The organism is Actinomadura sp. NPDC048394 (assembly GCF_040651755.1).
GTDB lineage: Bacteria > Actinomycetota > Actinomycetes > Streptosporangiales > Streptosporangiaceae > Spirillospora > Spirillospora montaniterrae.
Genome location: NZ_JBEZJL010000029.1, coordinates 44765 through 69532 on the forward strand (window position 1 = coordinate 44765; position 24768 = coordinate 69532).

24 protein-coding genes and 3 pseudogenes are annotated in these 24768 nt (G+C 71.3%); 19 read left to right on the plus strand and 8 right to left on the minus strand.

The genetic code is table 11. The features are described 5' to 3' along the window. Window positions 1–10: 10 nt before the first annotated feature. Window positions 11–538, minus strand: a complete 528-nt coding sequence (locus AB0C78_RS22230; RefSeq protein ID WP_360750775.1) for an aromatic-ring-hydroxylating dioxygenase subunit beta — start codon at window positions 536–538, stop codon at window positions 11–13. 118 nt (window positions 539–656) lie between these two features. After that, window positions 657–1460, minus strand: a complete 804-nt coding sequence (locus AB0C78_RS22235) for an SDR family NAD(P)-dependent oxidoreductase (RefSeq protein WP_360750913.1) — start codon at window positions 1458–1460, stop codon at window positions 657–659. Between the two features lie 288 nt (window positions 1461–1748). On the opposite strand from AB0C78_RS22235, the gene AB0C78_RS22240 reads away from it, so the two are divergent. The 14 genes from AB0C78_RS22240 (at window position 1749) to AB0C78_RS22305 (ending at window position 14244) form a co-directional block, all read left to right on the plus strand. Then, window positions 1749–2435, plus strand: coding sequence for a class I SAM-dependent methyltransferase (locus AB0C78_RS22240; protein WP_360750777.1), 687 nt, complete (start codon window positions 1749–1751; stop codon window positions 2433–2435). A gap of 179 nt (window positions 2436–2614) precedes the next feature. Continuing rightward, the gene (locus AB0C78_RS22245; RefSeq protein ID WP_089329508.1) at window positions 2615–2917 is read left to right on the plus strand and encodes an urease subunit gamma; all 303 of its coding nucleotides are present in this window, start codon (window positions 2615–2617) and stop codon (window positions 2915–2917) included. Next, complete coding sequence (locus AB0C78_RS22250; protein ID WP_190861216.1) at window positions 2914–3243, plus strand: urease subunit beta; 330 nt, start codon at window positions 2914–2916, stop codon at window positions 3241–3243. Before AB0C78_RS22245 ends, AB0C78_RS22250 begins: the two co-directional genes overlap by 4 nt. Beyond that, window positions 3236–4960 carry an urease subunit alpha gene (locus AB0C78_RS22255; RefSeq protein ID WP_360750780.1) on the plus strand — a complete coding sequence of 575 codons (1725 nt, stop codon included), beginning with the start codon at window positions 3236–3238 and terminating at the stop codon, window positions 4958–4960. The genes AB0C78_RS22250 and AB0C78_RS22255 overlap by 8 nt, the downstream gene beginning before the upstream one ends. Beyond that, window positions 4960–5682, plus strand: a complete 723-nt coding sequence (locus AB0C78_RS22260) for an urease accessory UreF family protein (RefSeq protein ID WP_360750782.1) — start codon at window positions 4960–4962, stop codon at window positions 5680–5682. The genes AB0C78_RS22255 and AB0C78_RS22260 overlap by 1 nt, the downstream gene beginning before the upstream one ends. Before the next feature lie 87 nt (window positions 5683–5769). Next, window positions 5770–6477, plus strand: a complete 708-nt coding sequence (gene ureG, locus AB0C78_RS22265; RefSeq protein WP_360750784.1) for an urease accessory protein UreG — start codon at window positions 5770–5772, stop codon at window positions 6475–6477. Further along, window positions 6474–7193 carry an urease accessory protein UreD gene (locus tag AB0C78_RS22270; protein WP_360750786.1) on the plus strand — a complete coding sequence of 240 codons (720 nt, stop codon included), beginning with the start codon at window positions 6474–6476 and terminating at the stop codon, window positions 7191–7193. Before ureG ends, AB0C78_RS22270 begins: the two co-directional genes overlap by 4 nt. Window positions 7194–7354: 161 nt before the next feature. Continuing rightward, window positions 7355–8584 carry an urea ABC transporter substrate-binding protein gene (urtA, locus tag AB0C78_RS22275; protein ID WP_360750788.1) on the plus strand — a complete coding sequence of 410 codons (1230 nt, stop codon included), beginning with the start codon at window positions 7355–7357 and terminating at the stop codon, window positions 8582–8584. A gap of 90 nt (window positions 8585–8674) precedes the next feature. Further along, complete coding sequence (urtB, locus tag AB0C78_RS22280; protein WP_360750790.1) at window positions 8675–9553, plus strand: urea ABC transporter permease subunit UrtB; 879 nt, start codon at window positions 8675–8677, stop codon at window positions 9551–9553. Next, on the plus strand, window positions 9550–10659 hold the full coding sequence (urtC, locus tag AB0C78_RS22285; RefSeq protein WP_360750792.1) for an urea ABC transporter permease subunit UrtC: 1110 nt from the start codon (window positions 9550–9552) through the stop codon (window positions 10657–10659). Before urtB ends, urtC begins: the two co-directional genes overlap by 4 nt. Beyond that, complete coding sequence (urtD, locus tag AB0C78_RS22290) at window positions 10656–11441, plus strand: urea ABC transporter ATP-binding protein UrtD (protein WP_360750794.1); 786 nt, start codon at window positions 10656–10658, stop codon at window positions 11439–11441. Before urtC ends, urtD begins: the two co-directional genes overlap by 4 nt. Window positions 11442–11502: 61 nt before the next feature. Beyond that, a complete protein-coding gene (gene urtE, locus AB0C78_RS22295; RefSeq protein ID WP_360750796.1) occupies window positions 11503–12210 on the plus strand; it encodes an urea ABC transporter ATP-binding subunit UrtE in 708 nt (235 codons plus the stop codon). 157 nt (window positions 12211–12367) lie between these two features. After that, a complete protein-coding gene (locus AB0C78_RS22300) occupies window positions 12368–12682 on the plus strand; it encodes a hypothetical protein (protein WP_360750798.1) in 315 nt (104 codons plus the stop codon). Beyond that, complete coding sequence (locus tag AB0C78_RS22305) at window positions 12679–14244, plus strand: amidase (protein WP_360750800.1); 1566 nt, start codon at window positions 12679–12681, stop codon at window positions 14242–14244. Before AB0C78_RS22300 ends, AB0C78_RS22305 begins: the two co-directional genes overlap by 4 nt. A gap of 68 nt (window positions 14245–14312) precedes the next feature. On the opposite strand, the pseudogene AB0C78_RS22310 reads toward AB0C78_RS22305, so the two are convergent. Beyond that, window positions 14313–14495 (minus strand): annotated as a pseudogene (locus AB0C78_RS22310) (IS481 family transposase); the annotation flags it as partial. 268 nt (window positions 14496–14763) lie between these two features. Here AB0C78_RS22310 and AB0C78_RS22315 point away from each other — a divergent pair. Both AB0C78_RS22315 and AB0C78_RS22320 read left to right on the plus strand, forming a co-directional pair. Then, window positions 14764–15639 (plus strand): YhjD/YihY/BrkB family envelope integrity protein, encoded by an 876-nt coding sequence (locus tag AB0C78_RS22315; RefSeq protein WP_360750802.1) that lies wholly within the window; start codon window positions 14764–14766, stop codon window positions 15637–15639. A 293-nt stretch (window positions 15640–15932) separates the two neighbouring features. Beyond that, window positions 15933–16235 carry an alcohol dehydrogenase catalytic domain-containing protein gene (locus AB0C78_RS22320; protein ID WP_360750804.1) on the plus strand — a complete coding sequence of 101 codons (303 nt, stop codon included), beginning with the start codon at window positions 15933–15935 and terminating at the stop codon, window positions 16233–16235. Between the two features lie 311 nt (window positions 16236–16546). On the opposite strand, the gene AB0C78_RS22325 is transcribed toward AB0C78_RS22320, so the two are convergent. Beyond that, window positions 16547–17245 (minus strand): cutinase family protein, encoded by a 699-nt coding sequence (locus AB0C78_RS22325; RefSeq protein WP_360750806.1) that lies wholly within the window; start codon window positions 17243–17245, stop codon window positions 16547–16549. 204 nt (window positions 17246–17449) lie between these two features. Beyond that, window positions 17450–19066, minus strand: a complete 1617-nt coding sequence (locus AB0C78_RS22330; RefSeq protein WP_360750808.1) for a carboxylesterase family protein — start codon at window positions 19064–19066, stop codon at window positions 17450–17452. A gap of 160 nt (window positions 19067–19226) precedes the next feature. On the opposite strand from AB0C78_RS22330, the gene AB0C78_RS22335 reads away from it, so the two are divergent. Further along, entirely contained in the window at window positions 19227–19868 is a 642-nt protein-coding gene (locus AB0C78_RS22335) for a TetR family transcriptional regulator (protein ID WP_360750810.1), read from the plus strand. Continuing rightward, window positions 19868–21148 carry a helix-turn-helix domain-containing protein gene (locus tag AB0C78_RS22340; protein ID WP_360750812.1) on the plus strand — a complete coding sequence of 427 codons (1281 nt, stop codon included), beginning with the start codon at window positions 19868–19870 and terminating at the stop codon, window positions 21146–21148. The genes AB0C78_RS22335 and AB0C78_RS22340 overlap by 1 nt, the downstream gene beginning before the upstream one ends. 482 nt (window positions 21149–21630) lie before the next feature. Here the strand turns inward: AB0C78_RS22340 and AB0C78_RS22345 are convergent. After that, window positions 21631–22637, minus strand: a pseudogene (locus AB0C78_RS22345) (hypothetical protein). Window positions 22638–22829: 192 nt separating this feature from the next. Here AB0C78_RS22345 and AB0C78_RS22350 point away from each other — a divergent pair. Continuing rightward, a pseudogene (locus AB0C78_RS22350) lies at window positions 22830–23207 on the plus strand (WS/DGAT domain-containing protein); the annotation flags it as partial. Here the strand turns inward: AB0C78_RS22350 and AB0C78_RS22355 are convergent. Both AB0C78_RS22355 and AB0C78_RS22360 read right to left on the minus strand, forming a co-directional pair. Next, window positions 23105–23785: a DUF4389 domain-containing protein gene (locus AB0C78_RS22355; protein WP_360750814.1), complete on the minus strand. Its 681-nt coding sequence runs from the start codon at window positions 23783–23785 to the stop codon at window positions 23105–23107. The pseudogene AB0C78_RS22350 and the gene AB0C78_RS22355 overlap by 103 nt on opposite strands. 43 nt (window positions 23786–23828) lie before the next feature. Further along, window positions 23829–24674, minus strand: coding sequence for a universal stress protein (locus AB0C78_RS22360; RefSeq protein WP_360750816.1), 846 nt, complete (start codon window positions 24672–24674; stop codon window positions 23829–23831). Window positions 24675–24768 lie beyond the last annotated feature (94 nt).

Sequence of the window (24768 nt, forward strand, 5' to 3'; positions counted from 1 at the left end):
GCGTGCCCCCTCAGAAGAAGATGGAAAGGTTGTGGGTGCCGATCACGGTGAGGTCCAGCAGGACCTCGCGGCGCAGCAGGCGCAGCACGCCGTCCTCGCGGCGCAGCACGTCCCTGCGCTCGCCGGACAGCAGCTGCGGCTGCGTCTGCTCCTGCCGGGTGCGGTAGATCAGCAGGTTGCTGCGCACTCCGGCCTGCTCGCCGCCGAGGTCGGTGACCTTCACGTTGGTGACGAAGTGCCGGATCCGGGAGGGCGGGTCCTCGGCCCAGGCGTACGCGGTCTCGTTGCGGGCGACCCGGCTCTGCAGCGAACCGTACGACTCGTCGAGATGGAACGTTCCCGGCAGGAAGCCGGTCCCGCGCGCCCGCTCCACCGTCTGCCTCAGCGGCACCTGGTAGACGACGTCGCGGCTGACCATGCCCTCCAGCCACTCGCGTTCCCGGTAGTCGTCCAGCAACTCGGCCTCGACGTCCATCCAGTCGACGACCTCGTTGTAGAGCGCGCTGCCTGCCCGCGCCCGCACGCCGGTTCCCACCACGGCGGCCTCCCTTCCGAAGGTGCCCACACTTTTGCATACACTTTGAAGCGGTGGCAAGGGTCACAGGAAACGCCCAGGTAAATTCCTGGTCACCCCGCGTTCGACGATCGCGCGAGCATCATCCTTCAGGGACTGCGCCTGGCAGGACGGTGGACCAGCCGCCGTCCACGACCAGGTTGGCCCCGGTGATGTAGGTGGCCTCGTCGGAGGCGAGGAAGACGGCGGCGTTGACGACGTCGCTGGGATCGCCGAGGCGGCCGAGCGGGATGTGGCGCTGGATGGAGCGCATGGGGTGGTCGGGCGCGAGCAGGTCGCCGCGAGAGCCCGCGGTGTCGATCATTCCGGGACTGATGCAGTTCGCGCGCACCCGGTGCGGGGCGCCTTCGGCGGCCAGCTGGCGGGTGAGGGCGATGACGCCGCCCTTGGAAGCGGAATGCGCGGTGCGCTGGTTGGTCAGTGAGCCCGTCATGCCCGCAGTGGATCCGACCGTGATGATGCAGCCGCGTGCGGCGGTGAGGTAGGGCCAGGCGTGGTGGGCGCAGAGCCAGACGGAGTCGAGCTCGGCGCGCAGGGTGAAGGAGAAGTCGGCATAGGACTGGACGTCCACGGCACCGAAACGGACGGCTCCGGCGTTGGCGTAGAGGATGTCGATACGGCCGTGCTCGGCGACCGCGCGGGAGACCCACCCGCGGACCGACGCCTCATCGGTGACATCGAGCGGGCTCGCGTCGTCCATGACACCGCCTGCCTTGCGGACGAGCGCGGCGGTCTCGGCCGCTTCGCCGGCGAGCAGGTCGCCGCCCACCACCATGGCCCCCTCGGCCGCGAAGCGCAGGGCCGCCGCGCGCCCCTGACCGCGAGCGGTACCAGAGATCAACGCGACCTTCCCGGCCAGGCGGCCGGCATGCGAGCCAGGGGTCATCAACGTCCTCCTTGATATGTCCTAACTCTGACCTACGAGGAGACTCAAGCGGAAATCACTCCTGCGGATGGCAGTCATCCATGAGACCGATTCCCTGATCGGCCAGAAAGGCATGATGATCGGTTCTTTTGCGGAGCAAAGATAAGCCTTAACCGAACACCGAATTGACCTAGATAGCCCAGATATCGACGCTGGCATCGTGGTCGCCCCCGAGCGGCCGGTTTGTGGCAGAGTTGCGGGATGCCTGCCGCGCGGTATGGGATGGATGCGCCTTACGGGTTCGGCTTCGTGGGCTTGGTCGTGCTCGGGTTCTGGGGCACCGGGCTGGTGATGGTGGTCACCGCCGATCTGGCCGCCGCGCTGCCTGCGCTGGTGTCCGGCACCCTGCTGGCGGGATGCCTGGCCCTGAGCCTGCACGCCACCCTGCGCGGCAAGTTCCTGGTCTGGCGAGAGGTGCTGGACGAGCTGGACCTGCGTGGCGACGAACGGCTGCTCGACCTCGGCTGCGGACGCGGCGCCGTGCTGCTGGCCGCCGCCCGGCGCCTCCCGCAGGGGCGGGCGGTCGGCGTGGACCTGTGGCGCGGACGGGACCAGTCGGGCAACACCCCGGCGGCGACCCTGCGCAACGCCCGCGCCGAAGGCGTCGCCGACCGCGTTCGCGTGCAAGGAGGTGACCTGCGCAGACTCCCGTACGCGGAGGCGAGCTTCGACCTGGTCGTGTCCAGCCTGACGGTGCACACCATCTTCGGCTCGGACGCCCGCGCCCAGGCGATCACCGAGGCGTACCGGGTGCTGCGGCCGGGCGGCCGCCTGCTGATCGCCGACCTGGCGCGGACGCCCCGCCAGTACGCCGCGGTGCTGGCCCGGCTGAACGCCCAGGACATTCGCGTGCGCGGCCTCGGCTGGCGCGCGTGGTGGGGCAGCCCGTGGGTCCCGACCCGCCTCGTCACCGCCCGCAAACCGGCCACCCCCTGACGCAGCGGAGCGCCGGCTTCCAAAAGGTTCTGGCGTTTTCCGGTACGGGTTCGGGGAATGGCGTAATTCCGTTCTCGTGGAGGACGGCTCGGGGTTCCCTGTGCCGAGCACGTTAATTCGGTGTTAAATCCGCAATTCACCTGGCGCCGTGTTCGCTTCCGGCCAGTAGGGTCCGGAGCGTGCTGATCAGCCCACATGAGCAGGAGCGCCTGCTGCTGCACGTCGCCGCGTCGGTCGCGCAGGAGCGCCGCGCTCGCGGCCTGCGGCTCAACCATCCGGAGGCGACCGCGGTCATCGCGGTCCACGTGCTGGAGGGCGCGAGGGACGGGCGGTCGGTCGCCGAGCTGATGGAGTCCGGCCGGACGGTGCTGACACGGGAGGACGTCATGGAAGGCATTCCGGAGATGCTCGACTCGGTGCAGGTCGAGGCGACGTTCCCCGACGGCACCAAGCTCGTCACCGTCCACCGGCCGATCCCGTGAGCGGGCGTCCCCTCGTTCCGGGCGAGGTCGTCCCGGGTGACGGGCCGCCGGTCGCGCTCAACCCCGGCCGGCCGCGCACGGCCGTCACCGTCGTCAACACGGGCGACCGGCCCGTCCAGGTCGGGTCGCACTACCACTTCGCGGTGGCGAACCCGGCGTTGGAGTTCGACCGGTCCGCGGCCTGGGGACACCGGCTCGACGTCCCGGCGGGCACGTCGGTGCGGTTCGAGCCCGGCCTGACCCGGGAGGTCGCGCTGGTGCCGCTGGCCGGGAACCGGGTGGTGCCGGGTCTGCGGCCCGAGCAGGCCGGAGCGCTGGATGGCTGACCTGTCGCGGGCCCGGTACGCGCAGCTGTACGGCCCCACGGTCGGCGACCGGATCCGGCTGGCCGACACCGACCTGTTCATCGAGGTGACCGAGGACCGGAGCCGCGGCGCGGGAGCCGGCGACGAGGTGGTCTTCGGGGGCGGCAAGGTGATCCGCGAATCGATGGGGCAGGCGCGCACCACGCGCGCGGACGGTGCCCTCGATCTGGTCGTCACCGGGGCCGTGGTGCTCGACCACTGGGGTGTCGTCAAGGCCGACGTCGGGATCCGGGACGGCAGGATCGTCGCGCTCGGCAAGGCCGGCAACCCCGACACGATGGACGGCGTCCACCCGGACCTGGTGATCGGGCCGTCCACCGAGGTGCTGGCGGGCAACGGCCGCATCCTGACCGCCGGGGCGGTCGACTCCCACGTCCACCTCATCTGCCCGCAGCTGCTGGACGAGGCGCTCGGCGCCGGGGTCACGACCGTGATCGGCGGCGGGACGGGCCCGGCGGAGGGGACGAAGGCCACGACCGTGACCGGTGCCTGGTACCTGGCCCGGATGCTGGAGTCGCTCGACTCGTGGCCGGTGAACGTCGCGCTCCTCGGCAAGGGCAACACGGTCGGCGAGGAGGCGCTGTGGGAGCAGCTGCGCGCCGGAGCGTCCGGCTTCAAGCTGCATGAGGACTGGGGTTCGACCCCGGCGGCCATCGACGCCTGCCTGCGCGTCGCGGACGCGTCCGGGGTGCAGGTCGCCCTGCACTCCGACACCTTGAACGAGGCGGGGTACGTCGAGTCGACGCTCGGCGCCATCGCCGGCCGGTCGATCCACGCGTACCACACCGAGGGCGCGGGCGGCGGGCACGCGCCCGACATCATCACCATCGCCGCGCATCCCAACGTGCTGCCCTCCTCCACCAACCCGACCCGGCCGCACACCGTCAACACCCTCGACGAGCACCTCGACATGCTCATGGTGTGCCACCACCTGAACCCGTCCGTGCCCGAGGACCTGGCCTTCGCCGAGTCGCGCATCCGGCCGACGACCATGGCCGCCGAGGACGTCCTGCACGACCTCGGCGCCATCGCGATGATCGGCTCGGACTCGCAGGCCATGGGACGGATCGGCGAGACGGTGATCCGCACCTGGCATACCGCGCACGTCATGAAGCTCCGCCGCGGCTCCCCGGGCGGGGGCGGCGCCGCGGAGCCGGCCGACAACCTGCGGGCCCGCCGCTACGTCGCCAAGTACACGATCAACCCGGCCATCGCGCACGGGCTCGACGGCGAGATCGGCTCGGTGGAGCCGGGCAAGCTCGCCGACCTGGTGCTGTGGCATCCCGCCTTCTTCGGCGTCCGCCCGCAGGTAGTCCTGAAGGGCGGGGTCATCGCCTGGGCGGCGATGGGCGACGCCAACGCGTCGATCCCGACGCCGCAGCCGGTGCTGCCCCGGCCGATGTTCGGTGCCGCGCCGCGCACCGCCGCCGCCACCTCGGTGCACTTCGTGGCCCCCGCCGCCATCGACGCGGGCCTGGCCGGCCGGCTCGAGGTCGACCGCGCTCTGGTGCCGGTCAAGGACACCCGCCTGGTGGGCAAGGCGGACATGGTGCTCAACGACGCGCTCCCCCGGATCGACGTCGACCCGGACACCTTCACGGTGTCGATCGACGGCGACGAGGTCGAGCCCGCCCCCGCGACCGAGCTGCCGATGGCGCAGCGCTACTTCCTGTTCTGATGGCCCTGCCCGCATCGCTGCTGCTCCTCGCCGACTCGCGGCTCCCGGCGGGCGGCCACGCCCACTCCGGCGGGCTGGAACCGGCGGCGGAGGCCGGTGCGGTCACCGACCTTCCGACGCTCACGGCCTTCCTGCGCGGACGCCTCGCCACCACCGGACTTGTCGCCGCCGCGCTCTCGGCCGCCGCCTGCGGCCACGCGGCCCGCGCCGTGGAGGGAGCGGCGCATACGCGCCGCGGGGACGGGGGCCTTGGCGGGGACGAGGGATGGTCGGTGCTCGACGCCGAAGCCGACGCCCGGATGCCGTCGCCCGCCGGGCGCCGGGCCTCCCGGGCCCAGGGCCGGTCGCTGCTGCGCGCCGTCCGCGAGATGTCGCCGCACCCGGTGCTGGACGCCCTCGCGGCCTTCTCCGCACCGCACCACCCCCTCGTCCTCGGCGCCGCCGTCGCCGTCACCGGCGGCTCCCCCGCCTACGCCGCCTCGATCGGCGCGTACGGGGCGGTCACCGGCCCCGCGTCCGCGGCCGTGCGCCTGCTCGGACTCGACCCGCTGGCCGTGCACCGCGCACTGGCGGAGCTGGCACCGCAGGTGGACGCGGTCGCCGCCGAGGCCGCCGGACACGCGCGCGGTGATCCCCGGGACCTTCCGGCCGCGTCGGCACCCGCCCTCGACATCTTCGCCGAACTGCACCTCCAGGCGGACCTGCGCCTGTTCGAATCCTGACCCCGCGGCACAGACCACCACCCACGGCCACCACGAGCAGGGCGGCGATCGTCCCGGCCGGGACGCGCCGCCAGAGAGGACGCCACGATGGGCGCGAACCACGATCACGATCCCCACCCGGCGCCGCCGGCCCGCGGGCGGGCCCTGCGGCTGGGCGTCGGCGGTCCGGTCGGCAGCGGCAAGACCGCGCTGGTCGCGGCGCTGTGCCGGACGCTCCGCGACGACCTCCGCCTCGCCGTGGTGACCAACGACATCTACACGACCGAGGACGCCGACTTCCTGCGCCGCAACGCGGTGCTGTCGGACGACCGGATCGCCGCCGTCCGGACCGGATGCTGCCCGCACACGGCCATCCGCGACGACATCTCCGCCAACCTCGACGCCGTCGAGTCGCTGGAGCGGCGGCACGCGCCGCTCGACCTCGTCATCGTGGAGAGCGGCGGCGACAACCTCACCGCGACGTTCAGCCGGGGGCTCGTCGACCGGCAGATCTTCGTCCTCGACGTCTCCGGCGGCGACAAGGTCCCGCGCAAAGGGGGGCCCGGGGTGAGCGGCGCGGACCTGCTGGTCGTCAACAAGACCGACCTGGCCCCGCTCGTCGGCGCCGACCTCGGCGTGATGGACCGCGACGCGGCGCGGGTGCGCCGCGGAAAGCCGGTGATCTTCAGTTCGCTGCGGGAGCGCCCCGGCGCTCCGGAGGTGGCCGGCTGGGTCCGGTCCGTCCTCGCCGAGACGCACGAGGCCCGGTCCGCGGCGGGCGCCGCGCGGGCGGCGGCCGCGCCCGGGGCTCCGTGACCCGGCACTACACGGCGCGCGCCGCCGTCCACGCCGAACTCGGCGCCGACGGGCGGACCCGGCTGGCGACGCTGCGCTCCGACGGTCCGTACGCGCTGCGCGCCGCCCCGGACGCCGTCTACCTGGTCGGGGCCGCCGCGGGACCCCTCGGAGGGGACGAGCTGCACCTCGAACTGGAGGTCGCGGCGGGCGCCGTCCTGGCCGTCCGGTCCGTCGCGAGCGCGTTGCTGCTCCCCGGCGACGGCGAGTCCGGAGCGCACGTGCGGGCCGAGGTCGGGCCGGGCGGGCACCTGGACCTCGCCTTGGAGCCGGCGGTCGCGGCGGCAGGATGCCACCACCGTTCGGTCACCGAGATCACGCTCGCGGACGGCGCCACCCTGCGATGGCGCGAGGAGCTCGTCCTCGGCCGGCACGGCGAACCGCCGGGCCGCTACACGGCCCGCGTCGACGTCACCCACGGCGGCGACCCGGTCCTGCGGCATGAGCTGCGGCTGCCCGACCGCACCCTGCATACCAGCGGCGCGGTCCTGGGCGGCGCGCGCTGCACCGGAAGCGTGCTGCTCGTCGGTCCCGGACTGGCGAAGGAGCCCCATGCCGCCGAAGGGCTCGCGGTCATGCCGCTCGCGGGACCGGGGGTCCTGGTCACCGCGCTCGCGGCCGACTCCGCGGCGCTCCGCCGCCGGCTCGTCCACGGCGAGAGCCTCGCGAGCGGTTGAGAACACACACCAGGGCCGGCACCGGGCAGGTCCCGCCGGTGAGGTTCAGTTGACGCACCGGATACAGAGCAGAATTACCGAGGACACAGCTCGCGGCTTGCATTAACCCGACTCACACGGTGAGCGATCCGCCCACCGGTTTCGGGGCCTGTCCGCAAGGAGTGGTACGTGCTCAGGAAATCTCTGCCGGTATTGGCCTCCCTGGCCGCCGCGACGCTGCTGTCCTCGCCGCCTGCGGTGATTCGGAATCCTCGGGAGGAACGGCGGCGGCGAGCGGGAACACCATCAAGGTCGGTGTCCTGCACTCGCTGAGCGGGACCATGGCCATCAGCGAGGTCACCGTCAAGAATTCCGAGCTGATGGCGATCGACGAGATCAACGCCGCCGGCGGAGTGCTCGGCAAGAAGCTCCAGCCGGTCGTCGAGGACGGCGCCTCCGACTGGCCCACCTTCGCCGAGAAGGCCCAGAAGCTCATCCGCAAGGACAAGGTCGCGACCGTCTTCGGCGGCTGGACGTCGGCCAGCCGCAAGGCGATGCTGCCGGTCTTCGAACGCAACAAGGCACTCCTGTGGTATCCGGTGCAATACGAGGGCCTGGAAAGCTCGCCGTACATCTATTACACCGGCGCGACCACCAACCAGCAGATCGTGCCCGCCCTGGACTACCTCAAGGAGAAGGGCAAGAAGAAGATATTCCTCGTCGGCAGCGACTACGTCTTCCCACGCACCGCGAACAAGGAGATCAAGGCCTACGCCAAAGCCAATGGCATGACCATTCTCGGCGAGGAGTACACCCCGCTGGGTGCGACGGAGTACAGCACGCTCGTCAACAAGGTCATGCAGGCGAAGCCGGACGCGGTGTTCAACACCCTCAACGGGGACAGCAACGTCGCGTTCTTCAAGCAGCTCAAGAGCGCCGGCGCGACGGCGTCCTCCCTTCCGGTGATGTCGGTGAGCATCGCCGAGGAGGAGGTCAAGGGGATCGGCGTGGACAACGTCGCGGGCCAGCTCGTCGCCTGGAACTACTACATGACGACCCCGGGCAAGACCAACGAGACGTTCGTGAAGGCGTTCAAGGCCAAGTACGGCGCGGACAAGGTGACCTCCGACCCGATGGAGGCGGGCTACAACGCCGTCAAGCTGTGGGCGGCGGCCGTCCAGAAGGCCGGGACGACCGAGGTCGAGGCGGTGAAGAAGGCCGCGGGCGGCATCTCCCTCGACCTGCCGGAAGGCAAGGTGACGATCGACGGCGCCAACCACCACATGTACAAGACCGCCCGCATCGGCGTGATCCAGCCCGACGGCACGATCAAGGAGGTGTGGGACTCCGGCAAGCCGATCGCACCGGACCCCTACCTCAAGAGCTACCCGTGGGCCGCCGGCCTGTCCTGACCCGTCCCGCCGCCGTCATCGGGCGGCCCCGGCCCGCCCAATGACGGCGCGGCCCGGCGGACCCGCCGACCACGGGCACCGAGGAGTCGCATGGAAGCCCTGCTCAGCCAGTTGCCGATCGGCCTCAGCATCGCAGCCGTCCTGATGCTGGTGGCCCTCGGCCTGACCTTCACCTTCGGCCAGATGGGCGTGATCAACATGGCCCACGGCGAGTTCATGATGGCGGGCGCCTACACGGCGTACGTCCTGCAGGACTGGACCGGAAGAGAGGCGGTCCTGGCGGCGCTCCCGGTCGCGTTCGCCGTCGCCGGCGCGATGGGCCTGGTCCTGGAGCGGGCGGCCGTCCGCCGCTTCTACGGCCGGCCGCTCGACACGCTGCTGCTCACCTGGGGGGTCAGCCTCGTCCTCCAGCAGCTCGCGCGCGACATCTTCGGCGCGCCGAACGTCCAGGTGCGCGCCCCCGGCTGGCTGGACGGCGGCGTCCGGATGTTCGGGTCGCAGCTGCCCTACACCCGGCTGTTCATCATCGTCCTCGCCGCGGTCTCGGCGCTCGCGATCTGGGCGTACCAGAGCAGGACGCGGCAGGGCCGGCGGATGCGCTCGGTGATGCAGAACCGCCAGCTCGCCGCGTGCAGCGGCATCGACACCGGACGGGTCGACCAGATCACCTTCTTCATCGGGTCCGGCCTCGCCGGGATCGCGGGCGTCGCGCTGACGCTGATCGGCCCGATCGGCCCCAACCTCGGCACCTACTACATCGTCGACGCCTTCCTGGTCGTGGTCGCCGGCGGCCTCGGCCGGCTCCGCGGCGCGGTCATCGCCGCGCTGGCCCTCGGCCTGCTGGACTCCTACGCCGAGTTCTGGACCGACGCCAGCCTGGCCAAGGTGATCGGCTTCGCGGCGATCGTGGTGTTCCTGCAGGCGCGCCCGCAGGGGCTGTTCGTCCTGCGCAGCCGGGCGCTGACATGACCGCCCGGCTGCGCGGACCCGCGCTCTTCACGGCCGTCGCGCTGCTGGTCCTCGTGGTCGCGCCGGCCGTCCTGGACCCGTTCCGGCTGGGCCTGCTCGCCAAGTACCTGTGCTTCGCGATCGCCGCGCTCGGCATCGGGCTCGCCTGGGGCCAGGGCGGCATGCTCACCCTCGGGCAGGGCGTGTTCTTCGGGCTCGGCGGCTACTCGATGGCGATGTACCTCAAGCTCCACGACGCCGGCCCCGGCAACCTCCCCGACTTCATGGTCTGGAGCGGTGTGGAGCGGCTGCCGCTGCTGTGGAAGCCCTTCTCCAATCCCGTGTTCGCCATCGCCGCCGCGGTGGTCGTGCCCGCCGCCGCGGCCGCGCTGCTCGGACTCCTGGTGTTCCGCCAGCGCGTGCGCGGCGCCTACTTCGCCATTCTCAGCCAGGCGCTGGCCGCCGCCTTCACGATCTGGCTCGTCGGCCAGCAGGGCCTCACCGGCGGCACCAACGGGCTCACCCACTTCTACGACGTCTTCGGCCGGGACCCGGAGACCGACAGCGCCAAACGGATCTTCTACTTCGTGGTGGCCCTCGTGCTCGGCGCCCTGTACCTCCTGGCCCGCCAGCTGATGAAGAGCCGCTTCGGCCGGCTGCTGGTCGCGGTGCGCGACGGCGAGGACCGGGTCCGGTTCCTCGGCTACAACCCCGCCACCGTCAAGACCGTCGCCTTCGCGGTCTCCGCCGCGATGGCGGGCATCGCCGGCGCCCTGTACGTGCCGGTCGTCGGCATCATCTCGCCCTCGCTGCTCGGCGTCGTCCCGTCCATCGAGCTCGTCGTCGCGGTCGCCATCGGCGGACGGTTCTCGCTGGCCGGGGCGGCCCTCGGCGGGGTCCTGCTGAACTGGGCGCACACCACCTTCAGCGAGCAGTACCCGAGCGGCTGGGTCTACCTGCAGGGCCTGATGTTCATCCTGGTCATCATGGTGGCCCCCGGCGGCGTCGCCGGTGCCGCCCGCTGGGCCGCCGAGGCGATCGCACGGCGCCGGACGGGCCGCGGTCCGTCCTCCGCCCCGGAACCGGCGGAGCCCACGCACGGACAGAAGGAGGTGGCCACTCCATGACTTCCCCCTCCCCTCCCGCCTCCGCGACGGTGGCCCCCGCTCTGCTGGAGATCCGCGGGCTGGAGGTCGTCTTCGGCGGGTTCCGCGCCCTCACCGGCGTCGACCTCACCGTGCGGCAGGGCGAGCTCCGCTTCCTGATCGGGCCCAACGGGGCCGGGAAGACCACGCTGATCGACGTCATCACCGGCCTGACCCGGCCGGCGAGCGGATCGGTGGCCTTCGCCGGCACCTCCCTGCTGGGACGGCGCGAGCACCGCATCGTGCGCCTCGGAATCGGGCGGACGTTCCAGACCTCCGTGGTCTTCGAGGAGCTCACGGTGGCCGAGAACATCGACCTCGCCGCCTGCTTCCGCCGCCCGCTGCCCACGCTGCTCCGGCAGCGGCGCGGCACGTCCGAGACCGTCGCGACCGCGCTGGAGCGGACCGGGCTGGCCGGCATCGCGGACCGGCCCGCCGGAGTGCTGTCGCACGGCCAGCGGCAGTGGCTGGAGATCGGCATGCTGATCGCGCAGCGGCCCCGGTTGCTGCTGCTCGACGAACCCGTGGCGGGCATGAGCCGCACCGAACGCGACCGGACGGGCGAGCTGCTCGTCGAGATCGCGAAGGACCACACGGTCATCGTCGTCGAGCACGACATGGAGTTCCTCCGGCGGTACGCGTCCCAGGTGACCGTCCTGCACGAGGGCAGCGTGCTCATGGAAGGGGACGTCGCCGCCGTCCAGGCCGACGCCCGCGTCCAGGAGGTCTATCTCGGCCGCCCGAGAGAAGAGAAGACGCCATGAGCGAGGAGCGGGCGCCGCTCCAGGCGGCGGGCGACGGCCTCAGCACGAACGGAGAGACGGCATGGCCGAGATGATGCTCCAGGTCAGCGGGCTGCAGGCCGCGTACGGAAGGTCCCAGGTGCTGTTCGGGGTGGACCTGACGGTACGGCAGGGCGAACTCGTCACGGTCATGGGCCGCAACGGGGTCGGGAAGACCACCCTGCTCAACTCGATCATGGGCCTCCTTCCCCCGACGGCCGGCACGGTCACCTTCGACGGCACCGACGTGACGCGGACGCGCACCTTCCAGCGCGTCCGCTCGGGCATGGGCTACGTGCCGCAAGGGCACGAGACGTTCCCGCAGCTCACCGTCTGGGAGAACCTCCAGGTGACCCTGGAGGCGACAGGACCGGCCGACCGGACCGCCGTCGACGACGCCCTGGAGGTCTTCCCGCGGCTGACCGGGCTGCTGAAACGCCGGGCCGGCTTCCTGTCGGGCGGGCAGCAGCAGCAACTCGCGATCGCCCGCGCCCTGGTGACCCGGCCACGCCTCCTCATCCTCGACGAGCCGACCGAGGGCGTCCAGCCGTCGATCATCCGCGAGATCGAGGAGGCCATCGAGCAACTCCACAGGGACCGCGGGCTCGCGGTCCTGCTCGTCGAGCAGTACTTCGACCTGGCCCTCCGCCTGGCCGACGCCTTCGTCATCCTCGACGGCGGCACGGTCCGGCACTCCGGCACGGCCGCCGACCTGCACACCGACGAGGTCAAGAACCTCCTCGCCGTCTGATGCCGGAACGGCTCGGTCCGCGCCTTCGGCCGTCCTGGTCACGCCTTGAGCCCACCGCGCCACCTCAGGCGTTACGTGGTTACGACACTGGCGAAATATGCCGGAAACGGTCATCCGATTTCCTCACCGTTCATGATCTACAAGCGGAGGAGGGCCGATGGGCCTACCGTCGGATGACGATCTCGACGCCTTCATCACGGCGCGGCTGGCGCTGGCGGGGGTCGATCTGAACCAGCTTCCCGAGTCGCCCGATGCCACGACCGGCGCGCCGTCGCGCGCGCAGGCCATGGAGTACCTGCGGACGTTCCTCGCCGGCGCGAAGAGCGGCGGCGCGCGGCCCGGCGGACGGCCCGCCGCGATCGGCGGCTGGCGGCCGCCGGCGGACGGCCCGGACTCCGCCGCGCTGTCGCAGCAGGCCGATCCGCCACTGGAGTACCCCTCGATCACCACGGCCTGGACGGCGACCCGATGAGCCGCTCGGTCTCCCGCCGGCTGTTCCTGGCGCGTTCGAGCGCGGTGACCGCCGCCGCGGCCCTGGCGACCGCGCCCGGCACGACGCCGGCCCTCGCCACCACCCGCCGGCTGACGATCCCCGACGTCCCGGTACGTCCGGAGGCGGCGGCCGATCCCACCGAGGCGACCCTGGCGGAGGCGGCCACGCTGCTCCGCCGCCGCAAGATCAGCGCGGTGCGGCTCGTCCAGGCGCACCTGGACCGCATCACCGCCTACGACGGCACCTACCAGGCGTTCGTCACCGTGACCGGGGAGCAGGCGCTCGCCGCCGCGAGGAGAGCCGATCGGCAGCGCGGCGGCCCGCTCTCCGGCATCCCCCTGTGCATCAAGGACAACTACTTCACCGCCGGGGTCCGGACGACCGCGAACTCGTTCATCTTCGACCAGTTCGTTCCCGGCTATGACGCGACGGGTGTCGCCCGGCTGAAGAACGCGGGCGGGATCGTCATCGGCAAGGGGCAGATGGGGCCGCTGGCCACCACCCGGGCGACGACCCCCGACGGCCGGATCACGACCGTCAACGCCTGGACGCCCACCGACCCCTCGGTCGATCCCGGCGGCTCCTCGACCGGCCCCGCCTGCGCCGTGGCCGCACGGATGGCCACCTCGTCGATCGGCACGCAGACCGGCGGCAGCATTGTGCTGCCCTCGAACCAGCAGAACCTGACCGGGCTCAAGCCCACCATGGGCCGCACCTCGATCTATGGGGTCATCCCCCTGTCGTTCACCCGCGACCACAGCGGACCGCTCGCCCGCGACGCCCTGGACGCCGCGATCATGATGACGGTGCTCGCCGGGCCCGACCCCCATGACGTGCGGACCCTCGGCCTGCCCGCGGTGCCCGACCTCGTCCGCGCGGCCACGCCCGTGCGCGCCAACGGCAAGGTCCGGCTGCGGCGCACCACGCGCATCGGCGTCCCCCCGGACTACCTGACCGGAGTAAGCGCGCCGGTGCTCGCGCTGCGCAAGACGTTCCTCGCCGCCCTGGACGCGATCCCCGGGGCGCGGACCGTCCCGGTCTCCTACCCCGACGACTGGTCCCTGCTGACGGGGGCGTTCAACGACGTGCGCCTGTCCGAGCGGACCGAACCGTTCCGGCCCTGGCTGCAGAAGGACCTCAAGCTGTTCGGAGTCTCGGTCCTGAGTTGGCTCGGCGGCCTGATGCTGTCCGGCGACGAGTGGATCACCGGGCAGCGCGCCAAGACCCACCTGCTCCACCAGGTCCTCGACGGGCTGCTGAACGACTGCGATGTCCTCCTGCAGACCGGTCCGGTCCCCTTCGACATCCTCGGGCTGCCCGAGATCGGCTTCCCGATCGGATTCGATTCCGGAGTGCCTGTCGGCACGATCCTCGGTGGCGGCCCGTACGAGGAGGACCGGCTCCTGGAAGTGGTGGCGGCCTACCAGGCCGTCACGGACTGGCACTGGCGCCGTCCCGCCGACCCGCCCCAGTCCAAGCTGAGGACCATGGCCGCACGACCACGAATCGACGCCGTCACCGCCGCCCGCCAGAGCGCCTGAACAAAACGCCCCATAGAACGAGGCCCGGGACCAGCCACGGTCCCGGGCCAGCGCGCAACGGCCTGTTGCCGATCGAGCCAGGCTAGCCGCGCCAGCCCGTGACGGGTCAGGACGCAGTGCACGGTGGAGGGCGCTATGCCCAGGATCGCCCCGATGCGGGCCGGGCCGAGTTTGCGGTCGCGGCGCAGCCGGCACACATCGTTTGCCGCCAACGTGGGAGTGCGGCGGGCAATGGTGTGCGGACGGGAGGTCGCCAGACGTAACGCTCAGTAGTGGCTTGCCTGGCGAGCCGACGCTGCAAGCCTCCTACCGCCGCGCCGTCGTCCGTTCTGACGTGTGGCACCTCCCAGTTGGCACGGCCGACAGGGAAGAGGCTCGTCCGAGACGAGCCCGCGCGATTCACCCCATTCGGAGGAGATTCGCGGCTGGATCGCCTGGCCTTCGCCAGCGGCGCCGGTTGCGGCGAGGTGCGTATGCTGGCTGGTAGGTGGCGGTGCGGTGCCAGGGAAGGTCTGCCACATGAGCGCCGAACCGTCCGGGGTTCACCGGCTCGGGCCACCGTCTCGGCCACGGCGTCGCACCCTCTACCGGGCGAGCCAGGAGTGGGCCGCTCCACGCCTGAAGGCGGTCAAGGAGAACCCGCTGTGGACCCGGATGACGGCGGTCGACTTCTTCGGCAACTCCATCCAGCTGGCCGCGCTGGCGATCCTGTGCTTCTTCCCGTTCCTCATCGTGATCACCACGGCGGCCGGTCAGGACACCGCCACCGTCGTCACCCATTGGCTGGGCCTGGACGAACCGGCCTCGCACGCCGTGGCCGGCCTGTTCGCCGCCACCCCCGCCACCGGATCCTCGACCGTGATCAGCGCCTGCCTGCTGATCCTCGGAGCCCTGGCCGTGGCAGGAACACTCCAGGGCTGGTACCGGCGGGTGTTCGACCTGCCCGGCCGCGGCCTGCGGGATCTGGCCGCCCAAGCCGCCTGGCTGGCCGGCCTCCTCGGCTACGGCGCCGCGCACGCCGCCCTCAGCTGGGCCCTGGGCCCCCTCGGCCCCCTCGCCGGACCGGTCCTCCAGGGCCTGACCGGCCTGGCGCTGGCGGTCCTGTTCTGGTGGTGGACGATGAAAGTCCTGCTCGGGAAAGCCGCCGACTGGATGTCCCTGCTGCCCTCGGCACTGGCCACCGGCCTGTTCTGGGTGGGGCTGGGGGCCTTCTCGTCCCGCTTCTTCTCCGACGAGATCGTCTCCAACAAGCAGAGCTACGGCTCCATCGGCGTCGTCATGGTCATCATGTCCTGGCTGGTCGCCGTCGGCGTCGTCGTCCACCTCGGCTCCATCGCCGGCCGCCTGTACAGCGAACGCCACGCCCACGCTCCCCGCCAACGGCACCGCGACTGAGCAGAACCAGCCCAGCCGACGACGGCGGCCGCGTCCACCTCCTTGCCCGTCAGCCCCGGCGTCCAGCAGCGCGAACTCACCGCTTAGCCTGCTGAAACAGGATCGCGCGGAGGCCGAGCCACACCACTTCGCTGCCCTTGTCAAGCGGTAGAGCTCGTCGACCCGGCGCCCGCTTCTCATGTCGCAGAGTCCCTAACGCATTGGAGTCCGTCATGCTCGCTGCCCGACTGCACCGGTGGAACACCGCCCCGGCTGTTGAGGACGTTGTGCCACCGCGCCTTGGGGCCGAGGAGGTGACCGTCGACATGGAGGCCGCCGCGGTCACGCATCTGGACCTCACGCTGATGTCCGGGACCTTCACCTACCGCCCCGAGTTGCCGTTCATCCCTGGCACCGCGGGTATCGGCAGGGTGAGCGCCGGCGACGAATCGCTGCTCGGACGCCGGGTCTTGGTCCGGGGCGGCGGTATCGGACTGGAACGGCCCGGTACCTGGGCCGAGCAGGTGACCGCGCCGCATGCGGCGGTACGGATCATCCCTGACGACGCGGATGCGGCGCTCGCCGCCACCTGCTACTCGCCCATGACCACGGCGTAGGCCGCGGTCGATCCGGTCGGCCGGGTCGCCAGGGGCGAGCGCGTCCTGGTCACCGGTGCTGCCGGCGGCCGGTCCGCAACACGCCGGCGCGCCGCCGACCGCTGCCGTCAACCGTGCTGAGAGCCTCCGCAGCGTGGTGAGGCTGACGTTGCCGATCAGCACGGGGCTCCAGCGCTCAGCGTGACGGCGGCGCGCATGTTGCAAGGGGATGATTCGAGGCGCACGGGCGCCGGGGCTCTCGTGCTCCCGTGGCCCGGCCGAAGCCCGCTACTCGCCCTGTCGTCGGCGGGTGGCCCGGTTGAGCGCGGGGTTCACCGGGTCAGGCTGGTTCCAGCCTTTACTCTGTCGGCGGCGAATCGGGCGCCCTGCGGGACGGTGCCGTTGATCGGGTAGGTGAGATGCGCGGTGACGTCGAACCCGTTGGCGCAGACGGGGTCGCCGAGGTTGCAGAACTCCTTCGCCTTCGGTCCGTACAGCGGGCTGGCGGTGTTGATGGTCTGTCCGTACAGGCGCAGCGGGTTGCCGTAGACCACCACGGCCTTGACGCGCGGGGCCAGGCTCGTGGGAATGGTGCCGCCGATTCCCAGCAGGGTCGGGATGCCGATGGCGATGTCGGTGACGCTCGCGCCCTGCGAGTACCCGCCCAGGACGAACGCGGTGTTGGGACAGGCCGCGGCGACGGACCTGACGTGGTTGCTCATGTCGGTCGCCCCGGGGCCGGCGCTGGTCTGGGCGAGGTCGGCGGCGTAGTTCACCGCGTACGCGCTGACGGATCTGCCCGGCAGGTCGGCCCTGATCGCGCTGACGAGCGGGGTGCCGACGATTCCGAGTCCGGGGAGTTCGCCGCTGCCGCGGGCGAATACGACGTCGACATCGGAGCAGGCAGCCGACGCGGCGGTCGTGATGCCGGAGGCCGCGGTCAGGCCCGCGGTGCCGGCGGCGCCGGCGACCGCGACCGCTGCGAGCCGCCGCAGGTGCGTGGAGGAAGCCGTCCGCTTGGAGAGGGTCATCGAGTGCCTCTTTCCTGCGCGTTCCGCGCCGGGGGGTGGAAGTGCGGGCTTCGGGACGAGCCGGTTTCCGGTCGGGGATCGCCACGGTAAGCGTCGTGCCGTCCGCGGGCATCGGTGAAATCACCGGCCGGAAACCGGCTGGTTCCGAGGAGCCGGTGAGCCGGGCCCGTCCGCGATCGGCGTCCGTTCCCGGAAGGTCCCGGCTCAGCCGGTGGCTCCGGCCCAGACGCCGCAGTGATGGTCGCGGGCGAACGTGGTGAACGGCCCGGTTCCCTCGGAGGTCAGGCGCTGTATCGGTGCAATTCCGGGGGCGAGGGCCGGCCAGTTGGGGGTGCTTGGGCTGTTGGGGGCGCCGGTTCTGGCGAAGGTCGTCCAGTAGCTCAGCATTTGCTGCGACAGGCGTTGCTGGGCGGCGTTCAGCCCAGGCACCGGCGGGAGGCTCTGAACTGTCCTGAAGAGGTAGAACAGTTCGGACGCGTGGTAGTCGCCCAGGGGCATCAGCGGGTCGAAGCCCGACAACGGCGGCTTGGGGTCGGCGAATTCGTACTGGTAGACCGGCTGGGAGCGGGACAATGCCGCGGCCTGGGCGGTGAAGTGGGCGGGGCAGGCGAACAGGCCGTCGGTGGTGTAGGCGGACAGGGCCAGGTCGGCGTCACCGGCCGAGGCAGGCGGGTATGTGGCGCGCATCGCGGCGGCAGCCGCGGGCGTCCTGAGGTCGATCGTCCTGTCCAGGTCGTCGGCCTTCGCGTGCCGGAGCTGCTGCAGGTGGTATCCGAGGGCGGTGAACAGCCGGCCTTCGTCGTTGTTGCTTCCGACGATGAGCGGCACCTTGTTGTAGCGGCCCGCCTTGATCGCCGACGCGGTGTCCTCCTTGACCACGCTGCCGTCGATCACCGGCTCCCAGCTGAGGTCGTCGAGCCTGAACAGCCCGCCGAAGTCGCCGACGAGCTTGCTCGCGGGCCGGCTGCGCAGGCACGCGACGACGGTGCGCGGATCGGTGCATCCCAGGGAGTCCGCGAACTCCTGGCCGATGCGGTAAGCGTTCTTCAGCGGCCTCGGCCCCAGAGGAGTGCCGACGCACCCCCCGCTCTCGGAGATCGCCTTGTCGAACAGGCCCCGCGCGGGCGGGGAGATCAGCTGCATGCAGACGCTGTTGCCGCCGGCGGATTCACCGAAGACCGTGACGTTGCGGGTGTCGCCGCCGAAGGCGCCGATGTTGGCGCGCACCCAGCGGAGGGCCGCCTGCTGGTCGAGGAGCCCGTAGTTCCCCGTCGACGTGGACTCGCCCGCGAGCCCGGGCAGCGCCATGAACCCGAGGGGGCCGAGCCGGTAGTTGATCGACACGACGATGACCTGGCCCGTGGCCACGAGCGGGGCGGGGTCGTAGCCCGCACCTGATCCGAGGATGTAGGCGCCGCCGTGGATCCACACCATCACCGGGAGCTTGTGGTGGACGGCACCGGGCGGCGCGTAGACGTTGAGGTAGAGGCAGTCCTCGCTGGTGCCTCCCAGCGGGACCGACTGCGGGCACAGCGGACCCTGCCGGGTGGCGTCGCGGACGCCTGACCATGCGCGGGGCGGGGCCGGGGGCCGGAACCGCCGCGCGCCCGTGGGGGGCGCCGCGTACGGGATGCCGAGGAAGGTCCGGCCGGCGGCATCGGCCTTGCCGCGCACCTCGCCGCCCGCGACGCGCACCACCGGGCCCTGGCCGGGGGACGCCGCCGATGCGGGCGCCGGGCCGATGGCGGCCGCCGCGAGCAGCAGGAAGAGCACGCCGGCGGAAAGGGTGCTCCCTCTCGGGCGCAGGCGGAACGGTTTCATGATCACACTCCTGATCCACGGGTCCGCCGACCATAGGCGGCGCCCCGGGCGGGCGACCACGCGCGAACCCGAGCGCGGGAGGCGCCCGGATTGTCGCGTTCATGACAGTCGACCGCGCTGACCTGGCCCCTTGAGTGGACACTTGCCTTCTTATTGACACTTGTCCATCATCGTCGGCGTGGAAGCCGAGCCGACGTCGATCGCCCCCGCCCTGGACCGCCGGGTCCGCCGGTCAAGGTCCTCCCTCATCAGCGCCGCGATCGACCTGGTGTCCCGCCGCGAGACGGCCGCCGTACCGCTCTCGGAGATCGCCGAAACCGCGGACGTGAGCCGGCAGGTGGTGTACCAGCAGTTCGGCAACCGCGACGTCCTGCTGCTGGAGGCCGCACTCGACCTGCTGCGCCGGGAACTGCTGCCAGGGCTGTCCGAGCTGCCCGACAACCCCGACCTGCACGCTACGGCGGCGGCCGTGGTCGGGCACTTCGCGGACCACCGGCCGTTCTACCGGGCGATCCTGACCAGCTCCTGCGCCTTCGGGGTCAACCAGGCGCTGACCCGGTTCTTCCTGCCGCACAACCGGGATGCCGTCCGGCTCCTGTGGGGCGGGGACCTCGCGCCGCAGGAGATCGAGGACCTCGCGGCCTTCCTCACCGGCGGCTGGGCGACCCTGATCAACACCTGGGTCGTGGAAGGCGACGACCCCCTCGACGTCGAGACGTTCGCCGACCGGCTGGTGCGAACGGTGTCCGCCATCATCGGGTCGATAGGCCCGTCCATAGCGGCCGGCAAGGAGCACGGCTGATGAACGAGTCCATCCCTACGGAGTGGAGCCCTTTACCCTCCTTCGAGGCCGGCGGCGGCCTCGAAGACCAATCGCTCGCGCTGTACTTCCAGTCCTGGCTGCCGGATCTGCCGGAGAGGGTCCTGGAGGACGTCTGGCGGTCGATGCCGGAGATCGCCCGGGCTTTGCCGCACTCCTCCGAACGCGGCGCCCCGTCCGCCATCGACCGGAAACTGCGGGCGTTCATCAGGAACATCGCCGATCCGACGAGATCCCCCGAAGACCGGGCGAGGATGCACCGGGCCCTGGGACGAAGCGCCTACCTCCACGGCGTCGGCCCCGTCCTCCTGCAACGCGCCTACCAGGCCGGCGCACGGTTCGCCTGGCGCCGGCTGGGCGAGGCCGTCCGACGATCCGGCGCGACCGCCGACCAGCTCTACCGTCTGACCGAGGCGGTCTTCGCCTCCACCGAAGAACTCTGCGGCCACGCACTCCGCTCCTACACCGAGCTGACCGACGACGGCACCGCAGCGCTGCGCAGGAACCGGCGGCGTCTGCTGCAGGTCATCCTGGCCGAGCCCGGGACCCTCGGCCCGAGCGTCCTGTCGCGGGCGGCGAGCGCGGCGCGATGGACCGTCCCGCGATCAATCGCCTGCGTCGTGCTCGACCGGCCATGGGAGACCGGCGAGCGCCTGCCTCCCGCCCTCGAGCCCGACGTGCTCAGCGACCTCCGCCAACCCGAACCCCGCCTGATCCTCCCCGAACCCGACCGCCCGGGCCGGATCGACCGGCTGCGCCGGGGGCTCGAAGGGATCCGCTTCGCCATCGGCACCCGCGTCGGCGTGACCGAGGCGGCGCAGTCGCTGCGCACCGCCGAACACGCCCTGGCCCTGCTCCGCCAAGGGGCGTTCCCCGGCGCCGACCACGTCCGCTGCGACGACCACCTTTCCACCCTGCTCCTGCTCAACGACGAGCACCTGACACGCCGGCTGATCGAACGCCGCATGGCCGCACTGGAGCAGCTCGACCCCGAACCACGCCGGCGGCTTCTCGAAACCCTGCTGGCCTGGCTGAGCACGGGCTCCCAAGCGCAGGCCGCCGTCCGGCTCCACCTGCATCCCCAGACCGTCCGCTACCGCATGCGCCGCCTCGACGAACTGTTCGGAGACCAGCTCCACGACCCGGCATGGCGATTCGAGATGGAACTCGCCATTCGCGCCCACCGGCTCCTCCCCCGCCCCGCAAGGAGCCTACGGAGAACCGACCATCTCCACGAAGACTCCGGACGACATGGGACGTAACGCCCGCCAGCGGGCCGGCGACGAGGACCGCACGGATCACGGGGTTCGCAGCGAAGGGGGAGCCGCTGTTCGCCGGGCATTTCGATCGCGGCGGGGGATGGTGGAGGCGGACGGGCTGGACGCGCTGCCCGTCGGCGGCTGGGTCCGCTCAGAGCACGGTTGCCTATGTCCACGGGTCCGTCCCCGGACGCGTGCACACCGTCGAGTACGTGCCGCCGCCCGGACGCGACGAGCCGATGACCACCGAGGAGATCCGCGGCCGTGTCCAGCGCTTCGCGAGCATCGATCTGACCGTCATCCTCGTCGCGCCGCCAGCGCTACACCGACGCCGTGGCGTTCGGCGGTGCAGGTCTCCAGGAGACCGGCGGGGGCGCCGCCGATGGCCGCGGCGAGCTTTCACAATCCACCGGACACGTCCTGTAGGGCAGGGGCGAGGGCGGTCCAGGGCGAACAGTCGGTGCTGGACCGGCCGCGCCGCGTCCTCAGGGGTGCATGCCGGCGGCGACGGCCAATGGGGTCGGCTGACCAGTCAGGGCGGCCAGGTCACGCGGGAACCCTGGGTAGCCGGTGCCCACCGAGTGCCATCCGTGGGTGATCGTGGTTCCGGACGCGTTGAGCGCGTTGACGCACGCCGCCATCGCGATGCGATGGTCTCCACGGCTGTCGATCTCGGCCGCGTGCGGGATCTGGCCGCTTCGATGATCATGCCGTCCGATGTCTCCCGAACCCGAGTCCCGAACGCTTGGAGCATGCGGACAGTGCTGGTGATGCGGTCGCTCTCCTTGACGCGTAGTTCTTCCGCACCGCGAATAGTGGTGGTTCCGGTAGCGGAGGCCGCAGCGACCGCGATGATGGGCACTTCATCGATGATGGAGGGGATGTCATCCGGGCCGATGTCGATGCCGTGCGGGGGGCTGTGCTTGGAGGGCAGGACACTGCATGCGGGATCGACATCGAGTTGGGCGCCCATGCGCCGCAGGACATCTGCGAAGCCGATCCGGCCGGGACCGAGGTAGACGTTCTCCACCGTCACCGAGGCGTCCGGCACGCTCAGACCGGCGACGATCCAGAAGGCCGCCGCCGACGGGTCGCCGGGCACGTCCACATCGGTCGCCGCCAGGACCGAGCGTTCGACCGACACGCTCCTCCCCTCGACCACGACCTCCGCGCCGAAGTCGTGCAGCATGTCTTCGGTGTGCCGCCCGGTGACCACCGGTTCGAGGACGCTGGTCCGCCCGTCCGCGGAAAGGCCGGCGAGCAGGATCGCGGACGCCCATGGACCGCAGGGGGCGGTGACCCGGTTCACCGGCCGGGCGTGAAGGTACCTGTCCCCGGTCAGAACCGCGTACCCGTCCCGAGCGGCGCAGACCCCGGCGAACAGCCGAGTGGCGGTCCCCGAGTTGCCGAGGTCGAGTGGCTCGTCGGGTTCATCCCGCAGGCCGCCATGCACACGCACGCCTTGGGCGATCCGTTCGATGCGGGAACCCACCGCCGATCAAGGGAACCGGTGGTGCCCGCCTCAGCCGCGCTTGTTGTGGCCTTCGCGGTAGGCCTCCCAGCCGGGCTTGAGGACAAGCAGCGGCATCAAGATCACCAAGGACAGCCCCATCAGGATCAGCATGATGGAGCCGATCTGGTCCTGTGTGGGCGGAGTGCGTGGTGAAGTTGTCCGTATCCTGCGGGTCGTAGTGGACGCCGGATCTCCATCGCGGTCATCTCTTACGATGGCGCGCTCGCATTCGGCCTCACCGGCGATCGCGATGCGGTTCCTGATCTGGCGATCCTGTCCGCCAGGATCAGGGCAGGGCTCGACGAGCTCCTGCCGTATCGGCTTCAGCGGCGGCCCGAGCCGCGCTGGGAGCCGTCCTGTGCTCCCGCACGCTCATCTACACCACGGTCATGCCGTGAGGCCCGCCTGACGTATGACGGTCAGGCCGGCCTCACAGCCCCGCGTGCCTACAGGCGGGTCTCCCGAACGCCGCCGCCCAAGTCGTCCGGATCGGAACCGCCCATGTCCAGCTTGAACGGCGGGTATCGGTCGGTCATGAGGAACGCATAGCCCGCCACCCGGAGCACCCAGCGCGCGATCCCCATCACCAGGTCGAAGAGCCCGCGCGGGTACCTACCCGTGAACAGCAGCGCTATGGCGACGATGAGCACTAGCAGGGCATCCAGGCCGGGGGTGTCCCAGCCCCAATGCTCTGCCCCCATGCTGCCACCGATGAGCAGCGAGACCACCAGGTAGTGCGGGATCGCCAGCAGCCACCACTTCACCAGCACCAGACCGCGCGAGAGCCGCTCCGGAGCGTCGATCGAGAGGCGGGCGGGATACGTCGGATCGTCCGCGAGCGTGAACGGCGGGTAACTGTCGGTGCCCAGCGCGCCGTAGCCGTAGAAGGCGACACGCCAGGCCCAGCGGAGCACGCCGGCGTTGAAGTCGAAGATCGTCCTCGGGTAGCGGCCGGTGACCAGGATGACGAAGAAGGCCACCACGGTGAGCGCCGTGAACGCGATCCCGAGGAAGAACAGCACGACGTAGTGCGGGATCAGCAGCAGCCACTTCACCAGCCACAGCCACCGTGACGGCTCGCCGTCCAGCCGGCCCTCCACATGGACCGGCCATCGTTCACCGTTCATCTCGTCCTCCCCGGCCGAGCCGGCTTCGTTCTGGATGCGCCCGTCAGCGGGGAACCACGGCGACCGGGCAGTGCGCGTGGTGGATCGCCCCATGGCTGATCGACCCCAGCCGCGGCGCGTTCCAGCTGCGCTCGTGCGCCCCGGTGACCACCAGGCGGGCGCTGCGCGAGGCATTGGCGAGCGCGGCCACGGGGTGCTCGATGACGACCTCTTCCACCACGTCGACCTGCGGGTACTTGGCGCGCCATGGGGCGACCGCGGACGCGACCTGCTTGCGGATCTCCGCCTCGACCTTCTCGTCGTCGGGGGCGTATCCCGCCTCGACGTAGGTCGGGTACATCAGCCAGGCATGGACCACCCGCAGGCGAGCCTCGCGTAGGGCCGCGACGTCGAAGGCGTAGCTCAGGGTCGTCTCCTCGTCCTTGCTCAGGTCGAGGCCGACGACCACCTCGCCCCGGTCGTCGGTGTCGCCCCGGACGATCACGAGCGGGACGGTCGTCCGGGCCGCCATCCGCAGGCTCGTCGAGCCGAGCAGCATGCTGGCGAAACCGCCGTGCCCGCGGTTGCCGAGGACGAGTTCGTAGGCGTTCTCCGACTGCAGTTGCAGAGCCTTGGGCGCGTACTCGGCCACCAGCAACGTCGTGGTCTGCAGCTCCGGGCGGCGCCGGCCGACCCGCTCCCGCGCGTCGTCCAGGACGCGATGGCTCATCCGCGTCAGGCGCTCGACCGTCTCGGGCGGGGTGAACAGCGGCGCGCGGTACGGCGTGTTGTCGACGGCATGGACGATGTGCAGGGGCCGCCGGCGCCGGACGGCCTCGTCGGCGGCCCAGTCGAGGGCGAGGTTCGCGCATTCGGACCCATCGATGCCGACGACGATCGATTCGGACATGTTCCCTCCTCGGTGAGGCGTCGCGGACGCCCATGCCCCGCGGCTGTGCGTGCGCTCTCCTTCATTTCAGGCTTGCCGGCGATACCCGTTCCTC